This window comes from Streptomyces sp. NPDC015346 (assembly GCF_043078785.1).
Taxonomy (GTDB): domain Bacteria; phylum Actinomycetota; class Actinomycetes; order Streptomycetales; family Streptomycetaceae; genus Streptomyces.
This window is the reverse complement of the sequence record NZ_JBIBTW010000003.1, coordinates 99,064-122,938: the sequence shown is the minus strand read 5'-3', so window position 1 is coordinate 122,938 and position 23,875 is coordinate 99,064. Positions and strand designations below refer to the sequence as shown.

Genomic DNA, 23,875 nt, shown 5'->3' with positions numbered 1-23,875 from the left:
GCGCTCAGCAGCGCAGCCGGTCCTCCGTGAGTGTGCCCTGCACCGTCCTCAGGGTCCGGTCGTAGCAGCCCTCGGAGCCGTACAGGCGGTAGCGCTCGGTCGTGGTCCCGACCGCGTGGCGCTGATCGCGGGGCACGCCGGTGGTGTAGGTGGCGTCTCCGGCGTAGCTGTCGTCGAGGCGCGAGAACGACACCCGCGTGCCGCCGCGGACGACGACGGTGTCGGCGCGGTCGCCGAGCGCGAGCACGGTCCGCAGCCGGTCGCCGGCGCCGACCGTGGTCTCACCGTCCATGGTGTACGTACGGTGCGTGCGGGTGGTGGTGCGCCCGCTGGTCACGGTCTCGTCGTCGCTCCAGCGCGCGGTCAGCGCGTCGGGGTTCTCACCCTCGCCCCAGCGGTGGACGGAGGAGTGGGCGAGCGTCCGGGTGACCGTGGTGTCGACCCGGCCGTGCGAGGTGTTCAGGTGGCCGGCGACGCTGAGCCGGTGACCGGCGTCGGTCTCCAGGCGGTGCGCGGAACCGGCCGTACCGGCCGTGTGGACCGAGGAGTTGCGCGGCGTGCCCTCCTCGTGCCGGTCGAGGGCGCCGGTGACGACTTCGCTCCCCTCGTCCTGCCAGAGGAGCACGTTGGTCGGGGTGCTCCAGCCGGTCTGCCCGGCCGGGACGCCGAGCACCGAGACGTCGATCCGGTGGGCGCGGCCGTCGTTGAGGAGGGCGGCGAAGGGGGTGAGGTCGTAGACGATCGGCTGGACGTCGAAGGCGCGCGGGGCGGGGGTGACGTACCAGAGGAAGGGGTTGGACCAGCCGCCCGTCCAGACCGTGGGGAAGGGAGCCGCGATGCCCGCGAGCCGTCCGTCGACGGAGACCCGCACCTCGCGGTACGGCCCGTCGGCCGCCTTGCAGGAGTACGGGGCCGCGTCGGGGACGGTCAGGTACCAGTACTCCTCGCAGCCGCCGCCGGAGCCGGTGGCGTACACCTCGGCGAGGATCCGTTCGGTGTTGCGCGGTGTCGTCAGGCTCGCCGAGTCCAGCGGCATCACCCGGTCGGGCGTGTCCGCCGCGGGCTTCACCCGCCCCTGGGCCGTGTAGAAGGTGAGCGTGACGCGGACGTCGAGGACACCGGTGTACGTCTCGTTCACGACATTGCCGATGAGCATCTCGACGGGCTGAGGGCGGCTGAGGGTGTCGCGGTAGCGGGTGACGTCCTTCTCCACCGACCAGGTGATGCCGTCGGGCGAGGGCTGCGGTGTCGAGGTGCGGAAGATCTCCACACCGCCGACCGTGAGGTAGCCGAGCCGGTCGTACTGACGGCCCTTCACCGACCCGTCGAGACGGAGCACGACCTTGCTCCAGCGGGTGCCGCACTCCTCGGGTGGCGCGTAACTGCCTTTGTACGGCGTGAAGTCGCGGAACTGGGCGGCGGCGAGGGTGACGTCGCAGGAGGGGGTGGCGGGCCGGGAGACAGGCGGCGCCGCGGTCACCGGGTCGTGCCAGTCGCTGGTGAACTCGGCCGGGGGCGGATCGGCCGGGGTCCCGGCGGCCACCGCCGGCTGCCCCGCGCCGAGCAGCGCTCCGGCGACCAGCGCGAGGCCGCCGATCATGCTCATGATCTTCTGATGTCCCATGGGTCGCGAGTGAAGCGCGGGGACCGCGGGGCGTCCAGAGGGCATTGTGAGATCTTGGCGCGTTCTGTGCCCGATTGCGAATAAATCGATTGCCGTTCACCGTCCCGGAGCGCGAACCTTGCACGGCTCCAACCGACCGGCACTCAGCGACGAACCACCGGAAGACCCTGGGACGACATGCAGATTCGCGATCTACCGTACGCCGATCCAGGGGTCCCCGACGTCCGCTCGGGCACCCGGTTCCTCCTCTGGCTCGGCCGCAACCAACTCGGCGGACAGGTCAGGTCCCTGCTCTGGGGACTCCTGCTCCAGCTGTCCATCGCCGGACTCCCCCTCGCCGTCGGGCTCGCCGTGCAGGCGGTCGTGGACCGCGACGGCGGACGGCTCGCGCTCGCGGGCGGTCTGCTCGCGCTGCTCGGCGCGGGCATCGCGGTCGGCGACGTGATGGTCCACCGCACCGCCGTCACCAACTGGATCACCGCCGCCGCGCGGGTCCAGCAGCTGCTCTCCCGCAAGACCGCCGAACTGGGCTCCGTCCTGACCCGGCGGGTCGCCGCCGGCGAGGTGGTGGCGGTCTCCACCGGCGACGTCGAGAAGATCGGCTGGTTCGTGGAGGCGCTCTCCCGGTTCGCCGCCGCGGCCGTCACCCTGGTCCTCGTCTGCGTGGGCCTGGTGGTCTACCAGCCCGCGCTCGGCGCCGTGGTCGCGGTCGGCATCCCGGTGCTCGCGCTCGCCGTGCTGCCGCTGCTGCCCCGCGCCACGCGCCGGGCGGACGTCCAGCGCGAGAAGGCGGGCAAGGCCACGGAACTGGCCTCGGACACCGTGGCGGGGCTGCGGGTGCTGCGCGGCATCGGCGGCGAGGAGCTCTTCCTCGGCCGCTACCGCACCGCCTCGCAGGAGGTCCGCAGGGCCGCCGTCCGCAGCGCCCGCATGTGGGCGCTGATCGCGGCGATCCAGGTCCTCCTGCCGGGCATCCTGCTGATCGCCGTGGTGGCGTACGGAGCGCGGCTCGCCCTGGACGGACGTATCGCGGTCGGTGAACTGGTAACCGTCTACGGAGCGGTGGCCCTCACCCACCATCCCCTGCGGAACTTCGAGGAGATCGCCATGGCCTTCTCCTTCTCCCGGCCGTCCGCCAAGCGCGCCGCCCGCGTCCTCGCCCTCAGCCGCACCACGACGACAACGACGACGACCGCGAAAACGACGACGACGGCCACGGTGACGGCCACGGCGGCGGACGAGCGGTCCCGGGGCTCGGGCGACCTGTACGACCCGGCCACCGGGCTGCTCGCCCCGGCCGGCCTCCTCACCGCGGTCGTCTGCGGCGACCCGGACGCGGCCGGACGGCTCGCGGACCGGCTCGGCGGCCACCCCACCGAACCGGGCGAGGGCCACACCTCGGTGCTCCTGGACGGCGTGCCGCTCGACGAGCTGGAGCTTGCCGCCGCCCGTACGGCCGTCCTGGTCCAGGACAAGGACCCGGTGCTGCTCTCCGGCACGCTCCGCGAACTCCTCGGCGTCCCGTCCTCCGGCGCGGTCCCGATGGAGGACGCCCTGGCCGCCGCCCAGTGCGGGGACGTCCTCGACGCGCTCGCGCAGGCGTCCGTGCACAGCGACGGCGACCCGATGGAGACTCCGATCACCGAACGCGGCCGGTCGCTCTCCGGCGGCCAGCGGCAGCGCCTGGCCCTGGCCCGCTCGCTGGTCACCGATCCGGAGGTGCTCGTCCTCGACGAGCCGACCTCGGCGGTCGACTCGCACACCGAGGCCCGGGTCGCGGCCGGCGTCAAACGGCTGCGCGCGGGCGGTACGACGGTGGTCCTGGCCTCCTCGCCGCTGCTGCTGGACGTCGCGGACCGGGTGGTGCTGATCCACGACGACGAGGTGGTGGCCGTGGGCACGCACCGCGACCTGCTCCGCGACGAGCCGCGCTACCGGGCCGTCGTCACCCGCGAGACGGACGACGAACTCGCGGGCGACGCCTCCGCACGCGCCCCGCACCCGCGCGAGAAGCCCGGAGAACACGAAGAGATCGAAGAAATCGAAGAAATCGAAGAGCTGGAAGGAGAGTCGGCATGATCGGCCTGGCGCCACCGGCGTACGACCCGGCGGCCCCGCGGACGGCGACCACCCTGCCCGTCGGCACGCCCGCGACCGTCCGCGCCTACGTACGTGAGCTGCTGAGCCGCCACCGCAGGGCGTTCGTGCTGCTCGTCCTCGTGAACGCGGTCGCCGTGATCGCCTCCATGGCCGGTCCCTACCTCCTCGGCTCGCTCGTGGAGCGGCTCGCCACCGGGGAGCGTGAGCTGCACATGGGCCGGACCATCGCCCTCTTCGCGGTCGCGCTGGCCGTCCAGACGTACTTCGTACGTCTGGTGCGGCTGCGCGGCGCGATGCTCGGCGAGGAGATGCTGGCCGATCTGCGCGAGGACTTCCTCGTCCGGTCGGTGGGCCTGCCGCCCGGCGTCCTGGAGCGAGCCGGGACCGGGGACCTGCTGTCCCGGATCACCACCGACGTCGACCGGCTGGCCAACGCGATGCGCGAGGCCGTGCCGCAGCTCGCCATCGGAGTGGTCTGGGCCGGGCTGCTGATCGGCGGTCTGGCCGCGACCGCGCCGCCGCTCGCCCTCGCGCTCGTACCGGCCGCGCTGCTCCTGCTCGTGGGCTGCCGCTGGTACTTCCGGCGGGCTCCTTCGGCGTACCGCTCGGAGGCGGCGGGCTACGCGGCGGTCGCCGTCGTCCTCGCCGAGACGGTCGACGCCGGCCGCACGGTCGAGGCGCACCGCCTCGGTGCCCGCCGGATCGCCCTCTCGGACCGGCGGATCAGCGAGTGGACGGCGTGGGAGCGGTACACCCTCTTCCTGCGCTCGGTCCTCTTCCCTGTCGTCAACCTCACGCACACCCTGGTCCTGGCGGGTGTGCTGATGCTCGGCGGGGTCTTCGTCCTGCGGGGCTGGATCACCGTCGGACAGCTGACCACGGGCGCGCTGCTCGCGCAGATGCTGGTGGATCCGATCGGCATCGTCCTGCGCTGGTACGACGAGCTGCAGGTGGCCCAGGTGTCGCTGGCCCGGCTCGTCGGCGTCCGGGACATCGAGCCGGACGCGGGTGACCGCGAGGTACGGCCCGAGGGGCGGGCGGTCCGGGCGGACGAGGTGCGCTTCGGGTACCGCGAGGGCGCCGACGTCCTGCACCGGGTGTCCATGGACGTGGCCCCGGGGACGCGGCTCGCTCTCGTCGGGCCTTCGGGCGCGGGCAAGTCGACGCTCGGCCGGCTCCTGGCGGGCATCTACGCCCCGCGCACGGGATCGGTCACGCTCGGCGACGCGGAGCTGTCGAAGATGCCGGCCGAGCGGGTCCGCGAGCATGTGGCCCTGGTCAACCAGGAGCACCACGTCTTCGTCGGCTCGCTGCGGGACAACCTGCTCCTCGCGCGGTCGGGCGCCGCGGACTCCGAGCTGTGGGCGGCGCTCGCCGCGGTGGACGCGGACGGCTGGGCCCGCGCGCTGGCGGAGGGCCTGGACACTGAGGTCGGCTCGGGCGGGCTGGCGCTCACCCCGGCCCAGGCACAGCAGATCGCCCTGGCCCGGCTCGTCCTCGCCGACCCGCACACGCTGGTCCTGGACGAGGCGACCTCGCTCCTCGACCCGCGGGCGGCCCGCCATCTGGAGCGCTCGCTGGCCCGGGTCCTGGACGGCCGTACGGTCGTGGCCATCGCCCACCGGCTGCACACGGCGCACGACGCCGATGTGATCGCGGTGGTCGAGGAGGGCCGGATCAGCGAGCTGGGCAGCCATGACGAGCTGGTGGCGGCGGACGGGGCGTACGCGGCCCTGTGGCGGTCCTGGCACGGCTGACGGACCGGTGAGGCCGCCCGGCCCTCCTGCTGGACACGTGGCCCGCCGCTCCTTCGGGAGTGGCGGGCCCTCGCCGTCTCCGCCGGATTGGCGCACGCCTCCCGCCGCGCGGCCGGAGGGGTTCCCTAGAGGAAGCCCAGGGCCGACGCCCCGCCGACGCCGCCGAGCAGCATGAAGGCGGGCATCAGGACCTTCAGCTCGACCCAGCTGCCCGCGCGGAAGCGCATGCCCTTCGGCGGGCCGACCGGGTACCACCGCTTGCGGCCGACCGGGATCGGCCAGAGGATCGGGCAGCCGGAGACGGTCAGCGCGTCGCCGATGTCGTGGACGAGCGCGCCGAGGACGATCGGCAGGCCCAGCCAGAGGTACTCCTGGCCCGCGCCGGTGAAGAGCCAGTCCGAGCCGTTGCCGGGCTGGTCCAGGACGCCGGCGAGGATCCAGGCGCTGGTGGCGCCGAGCAGCCAGACCAGGACGTCGCTGGACATCCGCGCCGCCCGCCACAGCAGACCCTCGACGGCGAGGACCAGGTGGACGAAGAGGAGCGCGAGGACCGCCCAGCGGCCGCCGGTGACGGCGGCGGCCGAGGCTCCGGCGCCGGTGAGGACCGCCCACAGCCAGGTGTGGGTGAGCGTGCGGTGCCCGCCCGACCGGCGGGGGTCGGCGGGCGAGCGGGTCGCCTTGTAGACGGCGTACGAGAGCTTGTCGACGATCTCGCACAGCCCCTTGGAGATCGGTCCGAAGGCGCGCGAGATGGTCGCGGACTTGTGGTCGAGGTCCGGGGCGAGGGCCGCGCCCGCGCAGATGAGCGCACCGACGACCACGACCGGCCAGGGCATCGGATGGCCCGCGGCGGCCGTCGCCGCCCCGACGCCCAGCCAGGCAGCCGCTCCGGACAGCGAGTGCGCCGGTCCCATCATGCTCGTTCCCGCCCCATTCCTCCGGCGCCGGCGCTCAGTTGACGACCGGTCGACAAGGCAGCGTATCCTCCGTGATCTTGCACCCGGCGGCCGGTTCCCTCATCCGGGCGGAATCCAGGCAAGATGGGGGGCGTGACCCTTATCGATCAGCTCCCGCCGAACGCCGACCCCGACGCTCTCTTCGAGGCTTTCTCCTCATGGGCGGAGGGCCGGGGCATCACGCTCTACCCGGCCCAGGAGGAGGCGCTGATCGAGGTGGTCTCCGGTGCCAACGTGATCTTGTCCACCCCCACCGGCTCGGGAAAGTCGCTGGTGGCGGCGGCGGCGCACTTCACGGCGCTGGCGAACGACCAGGTGACCTTCTACACGGCGCCGATCAAGGCGCTGGTGTCGGAGAAGTTCTTCGATCTGTGCAAGCTCTTCGGCACCGAGAACGTCGGCATGCTGACCGGCGACGCCTCCGTGAACGCCGACGCGCCCGTCATCTGCTGCACGGCCGAGGTGCTGGCGTCCATCGCGCTGCGGGACGGGAAGTACGCCGACATCGGCCAGGTCGTGATGGACGAGTTCCACTTCTACGCCGAGCCGGACCGCGGCTGGGCGTGGCAGATCCCGCTCCTGGAACTCCCCCAGGCGCAGTTCGTCCTCATGTCGGCGACGCTCGGCGACGTCTCGATGTTCGAGAAGGACCTGACCCGGCGCACGGGCCGGCCGACCTCGGTGGTCCGCTCGGCGACCCGGCCGGTGCCGCTCTCGTACGAATACCGCCTGACGCCCATCACGGACACCCTGACCGAGCTCCTGGAGACGAAGCAGGCGCCGGTCTACATCGTCCACTTCACCCAGGCGCAGGCCGTCGAGCGGGCGCAGTCGCTGATGAGCATCAACATGTGCTCGCGCGAGGAGAAGGACAAGATCGCCGAGCTGATCGGCAACTTCCGCTTCACCACCAAGTTCGGCCAGAACCTCTCGCGGTACGTACGCCACGGCATCGGCGTCCACCACGCGGGCATGCTGCCCAAGTACCGCCGTCTCGTCGAGAAGCTGGCCCAGGCGGGTCTGCTGAAGGTGATCTGCGGTACGGACACGCTCGGTGTCGGCGTGAACGTGCCGATCCGTACGGTGCTCTTCACGGCCCTGACGAAGTACGACGGCACCCGGGTGCGCACGCTGCGCGCGCGGGAGTTCCACCAGATCGCCGGGCGGGCCGGCCGGGCCGGCTTCGACACGGCGGGGCTCGTGGTCGCGCAGGCGCCCGAGCATGTCATCGAGAACGAGAAGGCGCTCGCCAAGGCGGGCGACGACCCGAAGAAGCGCCGCAAGGTGGTCCGCAAGAAGGCCCCGGAGGGCTTCGTCGCCTGGAGCGACACCACCTTCGAGAAGCTGATCGGCGCCGAGCCGGAGCCGCTGACCTCCCGGTTCAAGGTCACCAACATCATGCTGCTCTCGGTGATCGCCCGGCCGGGCGACGCGTTCCAGGCGATGCGCAAGCTCCTGGAGGACAACCACGAGCCGCGCAAGGCGCAGCTGCGGCACATCCGCCGGGCCATCGCGATCTACCGCTCGCTGCTCGACGGCGGTGTGGTGGAGCGGCTGGACAAGCCGGACGCCGAGGGCCGCACGATCCGGCTCACCGTCGACCTCCAGCAGGACTTCGCGCTCAACCAGCCGCTGTCGACGTTCGCGCTCGCCGCGTTCGACCTCCTGGACCCGGAGTCGCCGTCCTACGCGCTGGACATGGTCTCGGTCGTCGAGTCGACCCTCGACGACCCGCGCCAGATCCTCGCCGCCATGCAGAACAAGGCACGCGGCGAGGCGGTCGGGCAGATGAAGGCGGACGGCATCGAGTACGAGGAGCGCATGGAGCGGCTCCAGGACATCTCGTACCCGAAGCCGCTGGAGGAGCTGCTCTGGCACGCGTACGACGTCTACCGGAAGTCGCACCCGTGGGTCGGCGACCATCCGGTCTCGCCGAAGTCCGTCATCCGTGACATGTACGAACGGGCGCTGTCGTTCACGGAGTTCACGTCCTGGTACGAGCTGGCGCGGACCGAGGGCATCGTGCTGCGCTATCTCGCGAGCGCGTACAAGGCGCTGGACCACACGATCCCGGACGATCTGAAGACCGAGGACCTGACCGACCTGATCGAGTGGCTGGGCGAGATGGTCCGCCAGGTCGACTCCTCGCTGCTGGACGAGTGGGAGCAGCTGGCGAACCCCGAGGTGGAGACGGCCGAGGAGGCCCAGGAGAAGGCCGACCAGGTCAAGCCGGTCACGGCGAACACAAGGGCCTTCCGGGTCCTGGTCCGCAACGCGATGTTCCGCCGGGTGGAGCTGGCGGCCCTGGACAACGTGGACGCGCTGGGCGAGCTGGACGCGGAGTCCGGCTGGGACGCGGACGCGTGGGGCGAGGCGATGGACGCGTACTGGGACGAGTACGACGATCTCGGTACGGGGCCGGACGCGCGCGGTCCGAAGCTGCTCGCGATCGAGGAGGACCCGGCCCACGGTCTGTGGCGCGTCCGGCAGACGTTCGCCGACCCGAACGGCGACCATGACTGGGGCATCAGCGCGGAGGTGGATCTCGCGGCCTCCGACGAGGAGGGCCGGGCGATCGTCCGCGTGACGTCCGTCGGACAGCTGTAGAAGGAGCGCAGTCGTGACCAACCCCGCCGAGAGCCTCGTCGACCTGCTCGATCTGGAGCAGATCGAGGTCAACATCTTCCGCGGGCAGAGCCCGCAGGAGTCGCTGCAACGGGTCTTCGGCGGGCAGGTCGCCGGGCAGGCCCTGGTGGCGGCCGGGCGCACCACGGAGGGCGACCGCCCGGTGCACTCGCTGCACTCCTACTTCCTGCGGCCGGGACGGCCGGGGGTGCCGATCGTCTACCAGGTGGAGCGGGTGCGGGACGGGCGGTCGTTCACCACCCGCCGGGTCACGGCGATCCAGCAGGGCCGGACGATCTTCAACCTCACGGCCTCCTTCCATCTGCCGGAGGAGGGCGGGTTCGAGCATCAGCTGCCGCCGCGGCACATCATGGACCCGGAGACCCTGCCGAAGCTCGCGGACGAGATCCGCGACCACCTGGGCACGCTGCCGGAGTCGCTGGAGCGGATGGCGCGGCGCCAGCCGTTCGACATCCGCTACGTGGACCGGCTGCGGTGGACGCCGGAGGAGGTCAAGGACGCCGACCCGCGCAGCGCGGTGTGGATGCGGGCGGTCGGTCCGCTCGGCGACGACCCGCTGGTGCACACCTGCGCGCTGACCTACGCCTCCGACATGACGCTCCTGGACGCGGTCCGGATCCCGGTGGAGCCGCTGTGGGGTCCGCGCGGTTTCGACATGGCGTCGCTGGACCACGCGATGTGGTTCCACCGGCCGTTCCGGGCGGACGAGTGGTTCCTCTACGACCAGGAGTCCCCCATCGCGACCGGCGGACGCGGCCTGGCGCGGGGCAGGATCTACGACCGCGAGGGGCGGATGCTGGTGTCGGTGGTGCAGGAGGGCCTGTTCCGCAAGCTGTCCTGAAGCTGTCCTGAGACGCACGGCCGACGCCGGCCGATGTACGCGTCTTCAATCGACGAGGAGAACGTCTTCATGAGTCTGTACGACATTCCGCTGCGCACCCTGACCGGCGAGCCGATCTCGCTGGCCGACTACCGCGACCACACCGTCCTGGTGGTCAACGTGGCGTCCAAGTGCGGCCTGACCCCCCAGTACGCGGGCCTCGAGAAGCTGCAGAAGGAGTACGGGGAGCGCGGCTTCACGGTGCTCGGCGTGCCCTGCAACCAGTTCGCGGGCCAGGAGCCGGGCAGCCCGGACGAGATCCACACCTTCTGCTCGGCGACGTACGGCGTGACGTTCCCGCTGCTCGAGAAGACGGACGTGAACGGGGCTGGCCGCCACCCGCTCTACAACGAGCTGACCAAGGTCGCGGACGCCGACGGTGAGGCCGGGGACGTCCAGTGGAACTTCGAGAAGTTCCTGATCGGCAAGGACGGCACGGTGACCCGCTTCCGTCCCCGCACGGAGCCGGACGCCCCCGAGGTGCTCAAGGCGATCGAGGCGCATCTGTCCGCCTGACCCGGGCGGCCGGCAGGCCGGACCCCACGGTGTCGATCATGTAATGTGAGCGGCTCCAGCAGGCACGACCGAGGAGGTGGGACCCATTCACGCAGGACGAATCGGGTGCTCCCCCTCGACGACCGTGTGGTCCGGCCGACTCGGATGACCACGGGAGCGCCCCTCGGCTTCCCGGAAGGTTTCATGTCGCTCGACCTGTCTTGCTCTCTTCGTTCCGCCACCGTCTCCCGACTGCGCGCCGCGGGCTGCGTGTTCGCCGAGGACGAAGCGGAACTTCTCTTCTCCGCGGCGCGCACCCCCGACGAACTCGACTCGATGGTGGGGCGGCGCGCCGCCGGCCTTCCCATCGAGCATGTCGTGGGGTGGGCCGACTTCGCCGGTCTGCGGATCGCCGTCGATCCGGGGGTGTTCGTGCCCCGGCGGCGTACGGAGTTCCTCATCGGGCAGGCCGTGCGCCTGGCCCGGCCGGGGGCCGTCTGCGTCGACCTGTGCTGCGGCTCGGGCGCGGCCGGGGCCGTCCTGCTCTCCGCGGTGGCGGGCATCGAGATGTACGCCTGCGACATCGAGCCTGCCGCCGTGCGCTGTGCGCGGCGCAACGTCGAACCGCTCGGCGGGCGGGTCTACGAGGGCGACCTCTTCGCACCGCTGCCGCGCTCGCTGCGGGGCCGCGTCGACGTGCTCGTCGCCAACGTGCCGTACGTGCCGACGGGGGAGGTCGGGCTGCTGCCGCCCGAGGCCCGCGACCACGAGCCGCTGGTCGCGCTCGACGGCGGCGCGGACGGTCTCGACGTGCTGCGCCGGGTGGCGGCGGAGGCCGCCGACTGGCTGGCGCCGGGCGGAAGTCTCCTGGTCGAGACGAGCGAGCGCCAGGCCGCCGCCGCGGTGGAGGCGATCGCGGCGGGCGGACTGACGCCCCACGTCATCACGTCGGAGGAGCTGTACGCGACGGTCCTCGTCTCGACGCGAGCCCGGAAGGATCCACGAGGCGCCTCTTAGAGGGTGTGGGGGCGCAGGCGGACGCGGGCGGGGCCGGCGGGCTGGAGGGTGATCGCGGCGCCGACCGGGACCTCGGTGTCGATCGCGTCCAGCTCGTGGGCCTGGAGGATCATCGCGAGCGCGATGACCGACTCCAGCATCGAGAAGTGCTGGCCGATGCAGGCTCGCGGGCCGCCGCCGAAGGGGAACCAGGCGTAGCGGGGCCGGGCCGCCTCGGCCTCCGGCGTGAAGCGCTCGGGGTCGAAGCGGTCCGGGTCCTCCCAGTAGGCGGGGTGCCGGTGGGTGACCCAGGGGGCGACGATGACGTCGGCGCCCGCCGGGATGGTGTGGCCGCCGATCTCGGTGGCGGCGACGGCCCGGCGGCCGACGACGGGGGCGGCCGGGAAGAGCCGCATCGCCTCCTTCAGCACCTGGGTGAGGTAGGGCAGCGCATCGAGGTCGGCGGCGCCCGGGGTGCGGCCGGACAGGACGCGGTCGACCTCCTCGTGCGCCCGCTTCTGCTGCTCGGGGTGGAGGGCGAGCAGGTGGAGGGCGAAGCCGAGGGAGGTGGCCGTCGTCTCGTGTCCCGCGAGGAGGAAGACGAGGACCTGTTCGCGGAGTTCGGAGGCGTCGAAGCTGCCGTCCTCGGCGCTCTCGGCCTCGGCGAGGAGGGTCAGCAGGTCCTGACCGCCCTCGGCGTCACCACCGGTGAGGCCGGCCGCCCGCCGCTCGGCGATGATCCGGTCGCAGACGGCGTACAGCTCCTCGTGGGCGGCTGCCGCGCGGCGGTTGCCGGGGGTGGGCCAGTCGCGGGGGATGGTGAGGGGCGAGTAGCCGCGCCGCAGGACGTAGTCGCCCATGACGGGGAAGGCGCGCTCGACGATCTCGACGGCGGCGTCGACGTCCGTGCCGAAGAGGATGCGCGCGACGGCGCGCAGGGCGAGTGTGGTCATCTCGTCGAGCACGTCGACGGTGGCGCTCTCCGCCGTCCGCCAGGGACGGAGGACCGTGGCGACCTCGGCGGCGATCGCCTCGGCGTAGCTGTCGACGCGGCGGCGGGTGAAGAGCGGCTGGACGAGCCGGCGCTGGCGCAGGTAGTCCTCGTCCTGGCTGGTCAGCAGGCCGTTACCGAAGGACTCGCGGACCTCCTGGTAGAAGGAGTTGTCCTTGCGGAAGTTGGCGGACTCGGTGGCCAGGACCTGCTGGGCGCCCTCGGCGGAGAAGACTCCGTAGACGGTGGCGCGGATCCCGGGCGGTCCGGCCGTGATGCGGACGACGTCGCCGTGCTCGCGCTGGGAGCGCAGGAAGGTGCCGAGCGAGTCGTTCTTGAGGTCGAGCATCGAGCCCAGCAGAGGGAGGCCGGCGGGGCCCGGTACTTCGGTGGTGGTCGTTGCCATGTGTGCGTTTCCCCCTCGATCGTCACCGGCCCGGGCGATTCTGCCGCACGAGGTGACCCACCGGTAGGTGGGGGTGAACTCGCGGCCGGTTTCATGCCGTTGGCTCGATTGTCAGTGGGACCTGCGACGCTCGCGTCATGGAACCGATCGACATGACTCTGCAACTGACCGTCGACTGCGCCGAACCGGAGAGGATGGTGAGGTTCTGGTCGGAGGCTCTGCGGTATGTGCCGCAGCCGCCGCCGGAGGGACACGCCACCTGGCGGGCGTACTGGGCCTCGATCGGCGTGCCCGAGGAGGAGCTCGGCGAGGGCGCCGGGGATCTGCCGGAGTCGATCGTGGACCCGAAGGGCGTCGGGCCGCGCGTCTGGTTCCAGCGGGTCCCGGAGCCGAAGACCGTCAAGAACCGGGTCCATCTCGACCTGAAGGTCGGGGGCGGGAGTGACGTACCGCTGCCGGTGCGGCGGGAGCGGGTGGACGGGGAGGTGGCGCGGCTGACCGCCCTCGGGGCGTCGATCCTGTACGTGATGGACCGGCCGGACGGGATGGAGTATTACGCGGTGGTGCTCCAGGACCCGGAGGGCAACGAGTTCTGCGTGGTGTGAGCCGGGTCCTGGAGCGGTGGGGAGGTGGTGCGGGTGTCAGCGGATCGGCATCCCGGAGAGGGTGCGGGCGATCACCAGGCGCTGGATCTCGCTGGTGCCCTCGAAGATGGTGTAGATCGCGGCGTCGCGGTGCATGCGCTCCACCGGGTACTCGCGGGTGTAGCCGTTGCCGCCGAGGATCTGGATGGCCTGGGCGGTGACCTTCTTGGCCGTCTCGCTGGCGAACAGCTTGGACATGGAGCCCTCGGCGGAGGTGAACGGCTTGCCGGCGGTCGCCATCCAGGAGGCGCGCCAGACCAGGAGGCGGGCGGCGTCGATCTGGGTCCGCATGTCGGCGAGCTGGAAGGCGATGCCCTGGTTGTCGATGATCGGGCGGCCGAACTGCTCGCGGGTCTTGGCGTATTCGAGGGCGTAGTCGTAGGCGGCCCGGGCGGTGCCGACGGCCATGGCGCCGACGGCGGGCCGGGATGCCTCGAAGGTGGCCATGGCCGCGTTCTTCACGCGCTCGCCGCCACCCGCCTTCGCCTTCTCGCGGGCCCGGGCGAGGCGCTCGTCCAGCTTCTCCTTGCCGCCGAGGAGGCAGTGGCCGGGGACGCGGACGTTCTCCAGGACGACCTCGGCGGTGTGCGAGGCGCGGATGCCGTGCTTCTGGAACTTCTGGCCCTGGGAAAGTCCGGGGGTGTTCGGCGGCACGATGAAGGAGGCGTGGCCCTTGGAGCCGAGCTCGGTGTCGACGACGGCCACGACGACGTGGACGTTGGCGATGCCGCCGTTGGTCGCCCAGGTCTTGGTGCCGTTGAGCACCCACTCGTCCTTGGCCTCGTCGTAGACGGCGCGGGTACGCATGGAGGCGACGTCGGAGCCGGCGTCGGGCTCGGAGGAGCAGAAGGCGGCGACCTTCACGTCGTTCACGTCGCCGTACATCTGCGGGATCCAGGTGCCGATCTGCTCCTCGGTGCCGTTGGCGAGGACGCCGACGGCGGCGAGTCCGGTGCCGACGATGGAGAGGGCCAGCCCCGCGTCCCCCCAGAACAGCTCCTCCATCGCCATCGGGATGCCGAGGCCGGTGGGGTCGAAGAACTGCTGGGCGTAGAAATCGAGCGAATAGATGCCGATCTTGGCGGCTTCCTGGATGATCGGCCAGGGAGTCTCCTCACGCTCGTCCCACTCGGCGGCGGCGGGGCGCATCACGTCCTCGGCGAAGCCGTGCAGCCAGTCACGGACCTGCTTCTGGTCGTCGTTGAGTTCGAGCGTGAACTCGGACATGTTCCCTCCCAGCACTGCGTTACTTGCGGTAACAGCAGTGTGTTACTCGCAAGTAGGCCCTGTCAACCTGCGGCGGAGCGGCTCGCACCCGACCGGCGTCGAGGGCCCGTCGGGTGTTACGTTGCGACAGCCTCACGGAATTCGCACGGGCGGGGAGACACGCTATGGAGACCACACACCGGACCACCGACCAGCAGAAGCCGGCCGATCAGCGGCGCCGTGAACTGCTGGAGGCGGCGGACCGGGTGGTGCTCCGGGACGGCCCCAAGGCCTCGATGAACGCGATCGCGGCCGAGGCCGGGATCACCAAGCCGATCCTCTACCGGCACTTCGGCGACAAGGGCGGGCTCTACCGGGCGCTCGCCACGCGCCACACCGACGCGCTGCTCGCCGCGCTCCGGGCGGCGCTCGACGCGCCGGCCGACCGGCGCGAGCGGGTCGAGGCGACGCTCGACACCTACCTCGCCTCGATCGAGGCGATGCCGCAGGTCTACCGCTTCCTGATGCACCCGGCGGAGGAGACGCAGCAGGCGGAGGCCGGATTCGACGTGGGCCGCCACTCGGCGCCCCTGCTGCGGCGGATGGGCGAGGAGCTGGGCCAGGTCATCGCCGAGCGCATCGACCTCGGCCCGGCCGGCGACGCCCAGGCCCGGATCTGGGGCCACGGCATCGTCGGCATGATGCACGCGGCGGGCGACTGGTGGCTCGGCGAACGCCCCTGCTCGCGCGCCGAGTTGGTCAAGAGCCTGGCGGACCTGCTCTGGGGCCGCCTCGCGGAGGCGGGCGACCGCGAGGGCGCACCGGGGTTCTGACGGAACACCGCCCAGGGGCTGTCCGGCGGGTCAGGGCAAGACGCCCCTAGCCGCCCCACGGCTCCTTCCTGATCGCCCGCAGGAGGCGTGACTTGCGCCACCCCGTCACGCGGTCCGCGTAGACGACGCCGTCCAGGTGGTCGCACTCGTGCTGGAGGCAGCGGGCGAAGAAGCCCGTGCCCTCGACGCGGACCGGGGTGCCGTCCAGGCGGAGGCCCTCGACCACCGCGCGGTCGAAGCGGGGGGTCGGCGCCTCGAGCCCGGGCAGGGAGAGGCAGCCCTCCGGGCCGCGGACGACGTCTCCGTCCGCCTCCACCAGACGGGGGTTGACCAGGTGTCCGAGGTGGCGGACCTCCTCGTCGTCGGGGCAGTCGTACACGAAGAGCCGCAGCCCCACACCCACCTGGTTCGCCGCGAGGCCGACGCCGTTCGCCGCGTACATCGTGGCGAACATGTCCTCGACGAGCCGGCCCAGACCGGGGCCGAAGTCGGTGACGGGTTCGCAGGGGGCGTGCAGCACCGGATCGCCGAGCAGGGTCATGGCTCGGACGTGGCCGGAACTGCCGGGGATCGGCCGGTTTCGCATGGGCGTAAGGGTACGGTCCGCTGTGACCTCGCTCTTTCGGCAGGAGTCCCGGTGGTGCCGCGGTTCGGGTCGCTGGCCGGATCTCGATAGGCTGAGCCCGGACCGACGCAAGGAGGAACAAGAACGATGTCAGGACACCCCGGTAATCCAGAGCCGCTGTCGCCGCGTGCCAAGCTGGCCGTGACGGCGGGCAAGGCCGCCGCCGCGGTGTCGCGCGCAGCGGGACGTGGCAGCGGATCGGTGATCGGCGGCCGGGTGGCGCTCAAGCTCGACCCCGATCTGCTGGGTCGGCTCGCGCAGCATCTGGACGTCGTCCTGGTGTCGGCGACCAACGGCAAGACCACCACCACCCGGCTGATCGCCGAGGCGCTGCGGGCCAGCGGCCCGGTCGTCTCCAACGCGCTGGGCGCCAACATGCCCGCGGGCATCACGTCCGCGCTGGCCGGCGGCTCCGACGCCAAGTACGGCGTCATCGAGGTCGACGAGAAGTACCTCGCCGGCGTCGCCCGGGACACCACGCCCAAGGCGATCGCGCTGCTCAACCTCTCCCGCGACCAGCTCGACCGCGCCGCCGAGACCCGGATGCTCGCCGAGAAGTGGCGCGAGGGCCTGAGCGGTACGAAGGCCGTGGTCATCGCGAACGCCGACGACCCGCTGATCGTGTGGGCCGCCTCCTCCTCCCCCAACGTGGTGTGGGTCGCCGCCGGCCAGGAGTGGAAGGACGACGCCTGGTCGTGCCCCTCCTGCGGCGGTGTGATGCAGCGTCCGGGCGACGACTGGTTCTGCGGCGAGTGCGGTTTCCGCCGACCCGCGCCGAGTTGGGCGCTCAACGGCGACCACGTCCTCGACCCGCACGGTTCGGCCTGGCCGATCCACTTGCAGCTGCCCGGCCGCGCCAACAAGGCCAACGCCGCCACCTCCGCCGCCGTCGCCGCCGTCTTCGGGGTGCCGCCGCAGGTCGCCCTGGAGCGCATGTACCAGGTGCAGGCCGTAGCCGGCCGCTACGACGTGGTCACCTTCCAGGGCCGTGAGCTGCGGCTGCTGCTCGCCAAGAACCCGGCGGGGTGGCTCGAAACGTTTTCCCTCATCGACCAGCCGCCGACCCCGGTGATCCTCTCCGTCAACGCGCGCGGCGCCGACGGCACGGACACCTCCTGGCTGTGGGACGTCGACTACGGACGGCTCGCCGGCCACCCGATCATGGTGATCGGTGACCGGAAGCTGGACCTGGCGGTCCGCCTGGAGGTCGCGGGCGTGGACTTCCGCGTGTGCGAGACGATCGACGAGGCGGTCCAGCTGGCCCCGCCCGGGCAGATCGAGCTGATCGCCAACTACACCGCCTTCCAGGACGTCCGCCGCCGCGTCGGCAACTGACCCGTAGAGGACATGCAGCATGAGTGACAGCAGCCTGCGCCTGGTCTGGGTCTACCCGGACCTGCTCAGCACCTACGGCGACCAGGGCAACGCCCTCGTCGTCGAGCGCCGCGCCCGCCAGCGCGGCCTGGACGTCCAGCGCGTCGACGTCCGCAGCGACCAGCCGGTGCCGACCTCCGGCGACATCTATCTGATCGGCGGCGGCGAGGACCGCCCGCAGCGCCTCGCGGCCGAGCGGCTGCGCCGCGACGGCGGCCTGGAGCGTGCCGCGTCCAACGGCGCGATCATCTTCTCCGTCTGCGCCGGCTACCAGATCCTGGGCCACGAGTTCATCAACGACCTCGGCGAGCGCGAGCCGGGCCTCGGGCTGATCGACGTGATCTCCACCCGCGGCGAGGGCGAGCGGTGCGTCGGCGACGTCCTCGCGGACATCGACCCCCGGCTCGGTCTCCCCCAGCTCACCGGGTTCGAGAACCACCAGGGCATCACCCACCTCGGCCCGACCGCCCGCCCCTTCGCCCGGACCATCCTGGGCAAGGGCAACGGCACGGGCGACGGCACCGAGGGCGCGTACAACGAGACGGTCTTCGGTACGTACATGCACGGCCCGGTCATGGCCCGCAACCCGCAGATCGCGGACCTGCTCCTGAAGCTGGCCCTCGACGTGAACGCGCTGCCGCCGACCGACGACCGGTGGTACGAGGCGCTGCGCGCCGAGCGCATCGCCGCCGCGACGCAGCCCGCCTGACCGCGCCCCGGCCCGCCCGGCGGAGTGCACGTCTGAGCAGGCATGCGCGCATCGGATCCGTAAGTCAAGACCGTGTCCAATACGCGGACATCCGGTTCGGCCCCGCCACCCGGCACCGATAGGGTGGCGGGGATCCAACCGGACGACGTGGTCCGGGAGTCGGCCCACGTTGCAAAGGTATTTGGGCTATGCGCATTGGTGTGCTCACCTCCGGCGGCGACTGCCCCGGTCTGAACGCCGTCATCCGTTCCGTCGTGCACCGCGCCGTCGTCGACCACGGAGACGAGGTCATCGGCTTCCACGACGGGTGGAAGGGCCTCCTGGAGGCCGACTACCGCAAGCTCGACCTCGACGCGGTGGGCGGCATCCTGGCCCGGGGCGGCACCATCCTCGGCTCCTCCAGGGTCCAGCCCGCGCACCTGGTCGACGGCGTCGAGCGCGCCCGGGGCCATGTGGCCGAGCTGGGTCTCGACGCGATCATCCCGATCGGCGGCGAGGGCACGCTGAAGGCGGCCAACCTCCTCTCCGAGGCCGGGCTGCCGATCGTGGGCGTGCCGAAGACCATCGACAACGACATCGCCTCGACCGACGTCACCTTCGGCTTCGACACCGCCGTGGGCGTGGCCACCGAGGCCCTCGACCGGCTGAAGACCACCGCCGAGTCCCACCAGCGGGTCCTGATCGTCGAGGTCATGGGCCGGCACACCGGCTGGATCGCCCTGCACTCCGGCATGGCGGCGGGCGCGCACGCCATCGTCGTGCCCGAGCGCCCCTTCGACATCGACGAGCTGACCGCCCGCGTCGGTGAGCGCTTCGAGGCCGGCAAGCGCTTCGCGATCGTGGTGGTCGCCGAGGGCGCCAAGCCGCGCGAGGGCTCCATGAGCTTCGAGGTCGGCGCCAAGGACCAGTACGGCCACGAGCGCTTCACCGGCATCGCCAACCAGCTCTCGGTCGAGCTGGAGCGCCGGCTCGGCAAGGAGGCCCGCCCGGTGATCCTCGGCCACGTCCAGCGGGGCGGCACGCCGACCGCGTACGACCGAGTCCTGGCCACCCGCTTCGGCTGGCACGCGGTGGAGGCGGCGCACCGCGGCGAGTTCGGCATGCTGACCGCGCTGCGCGGCACGGAGATCCAGATGGTGCCGCTGGCCCAGGCCGTGGAGACCCTCAAGACCGTCCCGGCCGAGCGGTACGCCGAGGCCGAGTGCGTGCTCTGACGCCGCTTCCGTAACCCGGGCACCGCCCCACGAACCGCCCCCGGTCGCATCCGCGAACGGGGGCGGTTCTAGTCTGGTGCGGACAACAAGCGCGAAACGGGCTCCAGGAGTACACAGATGGATCACAGCGGGCACGGCATGACCATGGATCTGCCGCCGTTCACGCTGGGGCGGGGCCTTGAATTCTCGGCGGACCCGTTCTTCCTCGTCGGCTGTCTCGTGGGGCTCGCGCTGTACGGGTGGGGCGTGGCGCGCCTGCGCGCGCGGGGGGACGGCTGGCCGGTCAGCCGGACGGTCTTCTTCACCCTCGGCGTGCTGTCGGTGGCCCTGGTGATGTGCACCAAGCTCAACGACTACGGCATGGTCATGTTCAGCGTGCACATGGTGCAGCACATGGTCGTCTCGATGCTCTCGCCCATCCTGCTGCTGCTCGGCGCGCCGGTGACGCTGGCGCTGCGGGCGCTGCCGGTGGCGGCCCGGGGCGGCAAGGGTCCGCGCGAGTGGCTGCTGATGCTGCTGCACAGCCGGTACATGCGGATCATCACCCACCCGGCGTTCACGATCCCGCTCTTCATCGCCAGCCTGTACGGCTTCTACTTCACCCCGCTCTTCGACACCCTGATGGGGTCGAAGGTCGGGCACATCGCGATGATGGTGCACTTCCTCGCGGTCGGTCTGGTCTTCTTCTGGCCGATCATGGGCGTCGACCCGGGGCCGCACCGCCCCGGCTATGTGATGCGGATGCTGGAGCTCTTCGCGGGCATGCCGTTCCACGCGTTCTTCGGTATCGCGCTGATGATGGCCAGCGAGCCGATGATCAAGGCGTACGCGAATCCGCCGGCCTCGCTCGGCATCGACGCGCTCGCCGACCAGAACGCGGCGGGCGGCATCGCCTGGGCGTTCAGCGAGATCCCGTCGGTGCTCGTGCTGATCGCGCTCGTCTACCAGTGGTACCGCTCCGAGCAGCGGCAGGCCGTCCGCAAGGACCGCGCCGCGGACCGCGACGGGGACAAGGAGCTGGAGGAGTACAACGCGTACCTGGCCTCGCTGCAGGCCCGCGGGCGCTGAGGCGAGGAAGACGGGGCGACGGGGACACGCAAGGGAGTAGCGCTCCCGCCGGTGCAGGGGTCACGATGATTCTGACGGCCCCCGTCATGAGGAGGGCGGACAGATGTCCGGTCCCACGAAGGCGATGAGCGTGATCACCGTCGCGGCCCTGGTGCTGACGACGGCGTACACCGTGGCGCTCGGCAGCAGCGGCTGGCTCTGGTTCAGCTGGGTGGTGCTCGGCATGGTCACGATCGGCATGGCGGCGGCGGACAGCTCCGCTCCCGCCGGGGCACGCCGGCGCAGGCGCCCGACCGGCCCCTGAACGGCGTCCCGCGCGTTCATCCGCCCTCCGCGGGCGCTCCCGCCGCTATCCGCGCGGGGCGAGAACCACCCAGGTGTGGCCGGGTGCGAAGTTCATCGGCGCGCCGGCCGGGGTCGTGAAGGCGGTGCCCCGGTCGGCCGCGGGGCGGCTCCAGCGTGCGTCGTGGGCCCGGCCGTCGCGCAGGACGATGGCGGTGCCCTTGCCGACCGTCTCGGTGTACGGGGAGACGGCGCCGAGGAAGTCGCTGAACTTCGACGGCCGGATGTTCACGTACTGCACGACGACGGTCGTCGCCCGCACGGGGCCGCCGTCGGTGGTGACCGCCGCCCGGCCGTCCATCGCCACCCGCCAGCTCTTCTCGGCGGCGTTCCAGGTGAAGGTGTAGCGGGAGGCCGGGAAGCGTACGGTGCGCTCGTTGACCGGCTCGCCGCCCGCCGGGGCCGGGCCGAAGCGGAAGCCGATGTCCTTGGCGTCGGTGGCCTCCGGCGCGGCGGCGAGCGCGCGCTCGGGCAGTACGTACAGGTTGTGCGGAGCGGACCGGCCGCGGTCGCGCGCGTAGGCGCGCGGGGCGTCCTCCGGTGGCAGCGCGTACAGCGGGGCCTGCTTGAGCGGCGATTTCAGGCCGGAGTGGGAGCCGGAGTAGGCGAGCGCCGGCCGGCCGAACTGGCGGAGCAGCTCGATGTCGGACTCGCGGGCGCTGCGCACCGGGCCGATCCGGTCGGGCAGATCGGAGGAGTAGACGGCGAGCAGCCGGGTCTGGCCGGCCTCCACCTGCTCGACGTACACCAGGTCGGCCGCGTTCAGGCCGGTGTGGGGGCGCGCCGGGGGCACGTTGTCGATCTTCACGGCGAGCACGGGGGCGGGGCGGGCCGGCAGGCCTGTGAGGGGCGAGCGCCGCTCCTGGCCGGGCTCGGGGCTGGACGGTGCGGGCGTCGGGGCCGGTTTGGGCGTGGCCGGGTCGGAGCATCCGTAGAGCCCGGCGGTCATCACCGCGCACAGGACGGCGGTGACGGCTGCGCCGGGCCGCGTCGGTCGGCGTGCTGCGGCCATCGGTCACACTCTCCGTCTCCAGTGTGGACCAGAGTCGCGCGCAGGGTGATGGTGAGAAAGTGCATCGCGGGGACAGAAGCACGGACAGAAGCACACTGATACGAACGGGGGCCGCCGGTGTTCTACCACCTGCTGAAGTACGTCCTGCTCGGGCCGCTTCTGAGGCTGCTCTTCCGCCCCCGGACCGAGGGTCTGGAGCACATTCCGGAGGACGGCCCGGCGATCGTCGCCGGCAACCATCTGTCGTTCTCCGACCACTTCCTGATGCCGGTCGTGCTCAAGCGGAGAATCACCTTCCTCGCCAAGCAGGAGTACTTCACCGGGCCGGGGCTCAAGGGCCGGCTCACGGCCGCCTTCTTCCGCAGCGCCGGGCAGATCCCGGTCGACCGCTCCGGCAAGGAGGCCGGCCGTGCGGCGATCCGGGAAGGGCTCGGTGTCCTGAGCAGGGGCGAACTGCTCGGAATCTATCCGGAGGGCACCCGCTCGCACGACGGGCGGCTCTACAAGGGCAAGGTCGGGGTGGCGGTCATGGCGATCAAGGCCGGTGTGCCGGTGATCCCGTGCGCGATGGTGGGGACCTTCGAGATCCAGCCGCCCGGAAAGGTCGTGCCGAAGGTCAGGCGGGTCACCGTCCGGTTCGGGGCGCCCCTGGACTTCTCGCGCTTCGCCGGCCTGGAGGGCGAGAAGGCGGTGATCCGTGCGGTGACGGACGAGATCATGTACGAGATCCTGGCGCTGTCCGGACAGGAGTACGTCGACGCCTACGCGGCCGACGTGAAGGCGGCGGAGGCCGAGAAGGCCGCGGCGGCGCGAAAGTTCCCGCGCCTCGGACGCTGAGAGCGGATCCGCGCACGGCGAAAGCCACTGGGGCGGGGATCACCCCCGCCGTAGCGTCGCGCCCATGACCAAGGGAAGCGCACTCGTACTCGGAGCGACAGGGCAGGTGGGACGGGCGGCCGTGCGGGCACTCGTCGCGGACGGCTGGGAGGTGACGGCGGCCTCGCGCGGCGGCGGCCGCGACGAGAGGTGGCCGGCGGACGTCCGGTCGGTGGCGTTCGACCGCGACGAGGAGAGCGCGCTCGCGGCGGGGCTCGGTGACGGCTGCGACGTGCTGGTGGACATCGTCGCCTACCACGCCGGTCACGGACGGCAGTTGACCGCGCTCGCCGACCGGATCGGCTCGGCCGTGGTGATCTCCAGCGGCGCCGTCTACGAGGACGACCGGGGCCGCAGCTTCGACACCCAGGACCAGCCGGACGGCTTCCCCGCCTACCCGGCGCCGATTCCGGAGACTTGGCGGACGGTCGCGCCGGGCGACAGCTCGTACAGCACACGGAAGGTGGCGCTGGAGAGTGAACTGCTCGCGGCGGGCGAGAGGTTGGCGACGACGATACTCCGGGCCGGTGCGATCCACGGGCCGTACTGCCCGGGCCCGCGCGAGCTGTGGTTCGTCAAGCGGGCGCTCGACGGGCGGCCGGTGCGCGTCCTCTCGTACGACGGCACCTCGCGGTTCCACCCCGTCCATGTGGACAATCTGGCGGAGCTGATCCGGCTCGCCGCGGCGAACCCCGGCAGCCGGGTGCTCAACGGCGCCGATCCGACGGCGCCGACGGTCGCGGAGATCGGCCGAGCGATCGACGCCGTGATGGGTGCGCGGAGCGAGACCGTCCTGATCGACGGACCCCCGGTGGGCACGGTGGGGCTCACGCCGTGGACGGGGGGCCGCCACCCGATCGTCTACGGCATGACGGCGGCGGAGAAGGAGCTGGGATACCGGCCGGTGGTGTCGTACGAGGAGTCCCTGCCGGCGACGGTCGAGTGGCTGGCGGAACGGCTGGCCGGGCGGGAGTGGCGGCAGGCCTTCCCCAACCTGGCGAAGTACCAGGTGGACTTCTTCGATTACGCGGCCGAGGACGCCTGGCTCGCCGCCCGTAGCTGAGAGGCGGGACAGGAGGGAGGGGCGGCCGCCGTGGGACCGCCGCCCCTCCCCTGCCTGT

21 protein-coding genes are annotated in these 23,875 nt (G+C 71.9%); 15 read left to right on the top strand and 6 right to left on the bottom strand.

Translation table 11 applies throughout. The annotated features are described in order from the left end of the window. Positions 1-4: 4 nt before the first annotated feature. Complete coding sequence (locus tag ACF06X_RS11455) at positions 5-1,624, bottom strand: peptide-N4-asparagine amidase (RefSeq protein WP_392287023.1); 1,620 nt, start codon at positions 1,622-1,624, stop codon at positions 5-7. A gap of 177 nt (positions 1,625-1,801) precedes the next feature. Here ACF06X_RS11455 and ACF06X_RS11450 point away from each other — a divergent pair, with 177 nt between their 5' ends. Together ACF06X_RS11450 and ACF06X_RS11445 are read left to right on the top strand one after the other, a co-directional pair. Beyond that, positions 1,802-3,703 carry an ABC transporter transmembrane domain-containing protein gene (locus ACF06X_RS11450; RefSeq protein WP_392287022.1) on the top strand — a complete coding sequence of 634 codons (1,902 nt, stop codon included), beginning with the start codon at positions 1,802-1,804 and terminating at the stop codon, positions 3,701-3,703. Beyond that, positions 3,700-5,481 carry an ABC transporter ATP-binding protein gene (locus tag ACF06X_RS11445; RefSeq protein WP_392287021.1) on the top strand — a complete coding sequence of 594 codons (1,782 nt, stop codon included), beginning with the start codon at positions 3,700-3,702 and terminating at the stop codon, positions 5,479-5,481. Before ACF06X_RS11450 ends, ACF06X_RS11445 begins: the two co-directional genes overlap by 4 nt. 125 nt (positions 5,482-5,606) lie before the next feature. Here ACF06X_RS11445 and ACF06X_RS11440 read toward each other — a convergent pair whose 3' ends face one another. Continuing rightward, positions 5,607-6,398, bottom strand: coding sequence for a metal-dependent hydrolase (locus tag ACF06X_RS11440; protein WP_392287020.1), 792 nt, complete (start codon positions 6,396-6,398; stop codon positions 5,607-5,609). A 132-nt stretch (positions 6,399-6,530) separates the two neighbouring features. Here ACF06X_RS11440 and ACF06X_RS11435 point away from each other — a divergent pair, with 132 nt between their 5' ends. The 4 genes from ACF06X_RS11435 to ACF06X_RS11420 all read left to right on the top strand — a co-directional run bounded on the left by ACF06X_RS11435 (position 6,531) and on the right by ACF06X_RS11420 (position 11,475). Further along, positions 6,531-9,044 (top strand): DEAD/DEAH box helicase, encoded by a 2,514-nt coding sequence (locus ACF06X_RS11435; RefSeq protein ID WP_392287019.1) that lies wholly within the window; start codon positions 6,531-6,533, stop codon positions 9,042-9,044. 13 nt (positions 9,045-9,057) lie between these two features. Beyond that, positions 9,058-9,924, top strand: coding sequence for an acyl-CoA thioesterase (locus ACF06X_RS11430; RefSeq protein WP_392287018.1), 867 nt, complete (start codon positions 9,058-9,060; stop codon positions 9,922-9,924). A gap of 69 nt (positions 9,925-9,993) precedes the next feature. Further along, complete coding sequence (locus tag ACF06X_RS11425) at positions 9,994-10,479, top strand: glutathione peroxidase (protein WP_392287017.1); 486 nt, start codon at positions 9,994-9,996, stop codon at positions 10,477-10,479. A 183-nt stretch (positions 10,480-10,662) separates the two neighbouring features. Beyond that, positions 10,663-11,475 (top strand): putative protein N(5)-glutamine methyltransferase, encoded by an 813-nt coding sequence (locus ACF06X_RS11420; protein ID WP_392287016.1) that lies wholly within the window; start codon positions 10,663-10,665, stop codon positions 11,473-11,475. Here ACF06X_RS11420 and ACF06X_RS11415 read toward each other — a convergent pair. Beyond that, positions 11,472-12,851 carry a cytochrome P450 gene (locus ACF06X_RS11415; protein WP_392287015.1) on the bottom strand — a complete coding sequence of 460 codons (1,380 nt, stop codon included), beginning with the start codon at positions 12,849-12,851 and terminating at the stop codon, positions 11,472-11,474. The genes ACF06X_RS11420 and ACF06X_RS11415 overlap by 4 nt on opposite strands. 137 nt (positions 12,852-12,988) lie before the next feature. Here ACF06X_RS11415 and ACF06X_RS11410 point away from each other — a divergent pair, with 137 nt between their 5' ends. Next, positions 12,989-13,456, top strand: coding sequence for a VOC family protein (locus ACF06X_RS11410; protein ID WP_392287014.1), 468 nt, complete (start codon positions 12,989-12,991; stop codon positions 13,454-13,456). 36 nt (positions 13,457-13,492) lie between these two features. Here the strand turns inward: ACF06X_RS11410 and ACF06X_RS11405 are convergent, their stop codons facing one another. Beyond that, a complete protein-coding gene (locus ACF06X_RS11405; RefSeq protein WP_392287013.1) occupies positions 13,493-14,722 on the bottom strand; it encodes an acyl-CoA dehydrogenase family protein in 1,230 nt (409 codons plus the stop codon). Between the two features lie 164 nt (positions 14,723-14,886). Between ACF06X_RS11405 and ACF06X_RS11400 the strand changes: the two genes are divergently transcribed. Next, positions 14,887-15,534 carry a TetR family transcriptional regulator gene (locus ACF06X_RS11400; RefSeq protein ID WP_392287012.1) on the top strand — a complete coding sequence of 216 codons (648 nt, stop codon included), beginning with the start codon at positions 14,887-14,889 and terminating at the stop codon, positions 15,532-15,534. 46 nt (positions 15,535-15,580) lie between these two features. On the opposite strand, the gene def is transcribed toward ACF06X_RS11400, so the two are convergent. Continuing rightward, the gene (gene def / locus ACF06X_RS11395) at positions 15,581-16,120 is read right to left on the bottom strand and encodes a peptide deformylase (protein ID WP_392287011.1); all 540 of its coding nucleotides are present in this window, start codon (positions 16,118-16,120) and stop codon (positions 15,581-15,583) included. A 126-nt stretch (positions 16,121-16,246) separates the two neighbouring features. Between def and ACF06X_RS11390 the strand changes: the two genes are divergently transcribed. The 5 genes from ACF06X_RS11390 (at position 16,247) to ACF06X_RS11370 (ending at position 20,828) form a co-directional block, all read left to right on the top strand. Further along, complete coding sequence (locus ACF06X_RS11390; protein WP_392287010.1) at positions 16,247-17,494, top strand: MurT ligase domain-containing protein; 1,248 nt, start codon at positions 16,247-16,249, stop codon at positions 17,492-17,494. Between the two features lie 19 nt (positions 17,495-17,513). After that, entirely contained in the window at positions 17,514-18,242 is a 729-nt protein-coding gene (locus tag ACF06X_RS11385; RefSeq protein ID WP_392287009.1) for a type 1 glutamine amidotransferase, read from the top strand. A 188-nt stretch (positions 18,243-18,430) separates the two neighbouring features. Beyond that, entirely contained in the window at positions 18,431-19,456 is a 1,026-nt protein-coding gene (locus ACF06X_RS11380) for a 6-phosphofructokinase (RefSeq protein WP_392287008.1), read from the top strand. 117 nt (positions 19,457-19,573) lie between these two features. Then, positions 19,574-20,524 carry a cytochrome c oxidase assembly protein gene (locus ACF06X_RS11375; protein ID WP_392287007.1) on the top strand — a complete coding sequence of 317 codons (951 nt, stop codon included), beginning with the start codon at positions 19,574-19,576 and terminating at the stop codon, positions 20,522-20,524. 103 nt (positions 20,525-20,627) lie between these two features. Continuing rightward, a complete protein-coding gene (locus tag ACF06X_RS11370) occupies positions 20,628-20,828 on the top strand; it encodes a hypothetical protein (RefSeq protein WP_392287006.1) in 201 nt (66 codons plus the stop codon). Between the two features lie 45 nt (positions 20,829-20,873). Here the strand turns inward: ACF06X_RS11370 and ACF06X_RS11365 are convergent, their stop codons facing one another. Further along, positions 20,874-21,878 carry a DUF3048 domain-containing protein gene (locus ACF06X_RS11365; protein WP_392287005.1) on the bottom strand — a complete coding sequence of 335 codons (1,005 nt, stop codon included), beginning with the start codon at positions 21,876-21,878 and terminating at the stop codon, positions 20,874-20,876. 117 nt (positions 21,879-21,995) lie between these two features. On the opposite strand from ACF06X_RS11365, the gene ACF06X_RS11360 reads away from it, so the two are divergent. Beyond that, a complete protein-coding gene (locus ACF06X_RS11360; RefSeq protein ID WP_392287004.1) occupies positions 21,996-22,715 on the top strand; it encodes a lysophospholipid acyltransferase family protein in 720 nt (239 codons plus the stop codon). 64 nt (positions 22,716-22,779) lie between these two features. After that, a complete protein-coding gene (locus ACF06X_RS11355; RefSeq protein WP_392287003.1) occupies positions 22,780-23,817 on the top strand; it encodes an NAD-dependent epimerase/dehydratase family protein in 1,038 nt (345 codons plus the stop codon). Positions 23,818-23,875 lie beyond the last annotated feature (58 nt).

Coding starts and splice junctions, on each gene's coding strand:
- ACF06X_RS11455 (WP_392287023.1), bottom strand. CDS start 1,624: ATGGGACATCAGAAGATCATGAGCATGATCGGCGGCCTCGCGCTGGTC.
- ACF06X_RS11450 (WP_392287022.1), top strand. CDS start 1,802: ATGCAGATTCGCGATCTACCGTACGCCGATCCAGGGGTCCCCGACGTC.
- ACF06X_RS11445 (WP_392287021.1), top strand. CDS start 3,700: ATGATCGGCCTGGCGCCACCGGCGTACGACCCGGCGGCCCCGCGGACG.
- ACF06X_RS11440 (WP_392287020.1), bottom strand. CDS start 6,398: ATGATGGGACCGGCGCACTCGCTGTCCGGAGCGGCTGCCTGGCTGGGC.
- ACF06X_RS11425 (WP_392287017.1), top strand. CDS start 9,994: ATGAGTCTGTACGACATTCCGCTGCGCACCCTGACCGGCGAGCCGATC.
- ACF06X_RS11420 (WP_392287016.1), top strand. CDS start 10,663: ATGTCGCTCGACCTGTCTTGCTCTCTTCGTTCCGCCACCGTCTCCCGA.
- ACF06X_RS11415 (WP_392287015.1), bottom strand. CDS start 12,851: ATGGCAACGACCACCACCGAAGTACCGGGCCCCGCCGGCCTCCCTCTG.
- ACF06X_RS11410 (WP_392287014.1), top strand. CDS start 12,989: ATGGAACCGATCGACATGACTCTGCAACTGACCGTCGACTGCGCCGAA.
- ACF06X_RS11405 (WP_392287013.1), bottom strand. CDS start 14,722: ATGTCCGAGTTCACGCTCGAACTCAACGACGACCAGAAGCAGGTCCGT.
- ACF06X_RS11400 (WP_392287012.1), top strand. CDS start 14,887: ATGGAGACCACACACCGGACCACCGACCAGCAGAAGCCGGCCGATCAG.
- def (WP_392287011.1), bottom strand. CDS start 16,120: ATGCGAAACCGGCCGATCCCCGGCAGTTCCGGCCACGTCCGAGCCATG.
- ACF06X_RS11390 (WP_392287010.1), top strand. CDS start 16,247: ATGTCAGGACACCCCGGTAATCCAGAGCCGCTGTCGCCGCGTGCCAAG.
- ACF06X_RS11385 (WP_392287009.1), top strand. CDS start 17,514: ATGAGTGACAGCAGCCTGCGCCTGGTCTGGGTCTACCCGGACCTGCTC.
- ACF06X_RS11380 (WP_392287008.1), top strand. CDS start 18,431: ATGCGCATTGGTGTGCTCACCTCCGGCGGCGACTGCCCCGGTCTGAAC.
- ACF06X_RS11375 (WP_392287007.1), top strand. CDS start 19,574: ATGGATCACAGCGGGCACGGCATGACCATGGATCTGCCGCCGTTCACG.
- ACF06X_RS11370 (WP_392287006.1), top strand. CDS start 20,628: ATGTCCGGTCCCACGAAGGCGATGAGCGTGATCACCGTCGCGGCCCTG.
- ACF06X_RS11365 (WP_392287005.1), bottom strand. CDS start 21,878: ATGGCCGCAGCACGCCGACCGACGCGGCCCGGCGCAGCCGTCACCGCC.
- ACF06X_RS11355 (WP_392287003.1), top strand. CDS start 22,780: ATGACCAAGGGAAGCGCACTCGTACTCGGAGCGACAGGGCAGGTGGGA.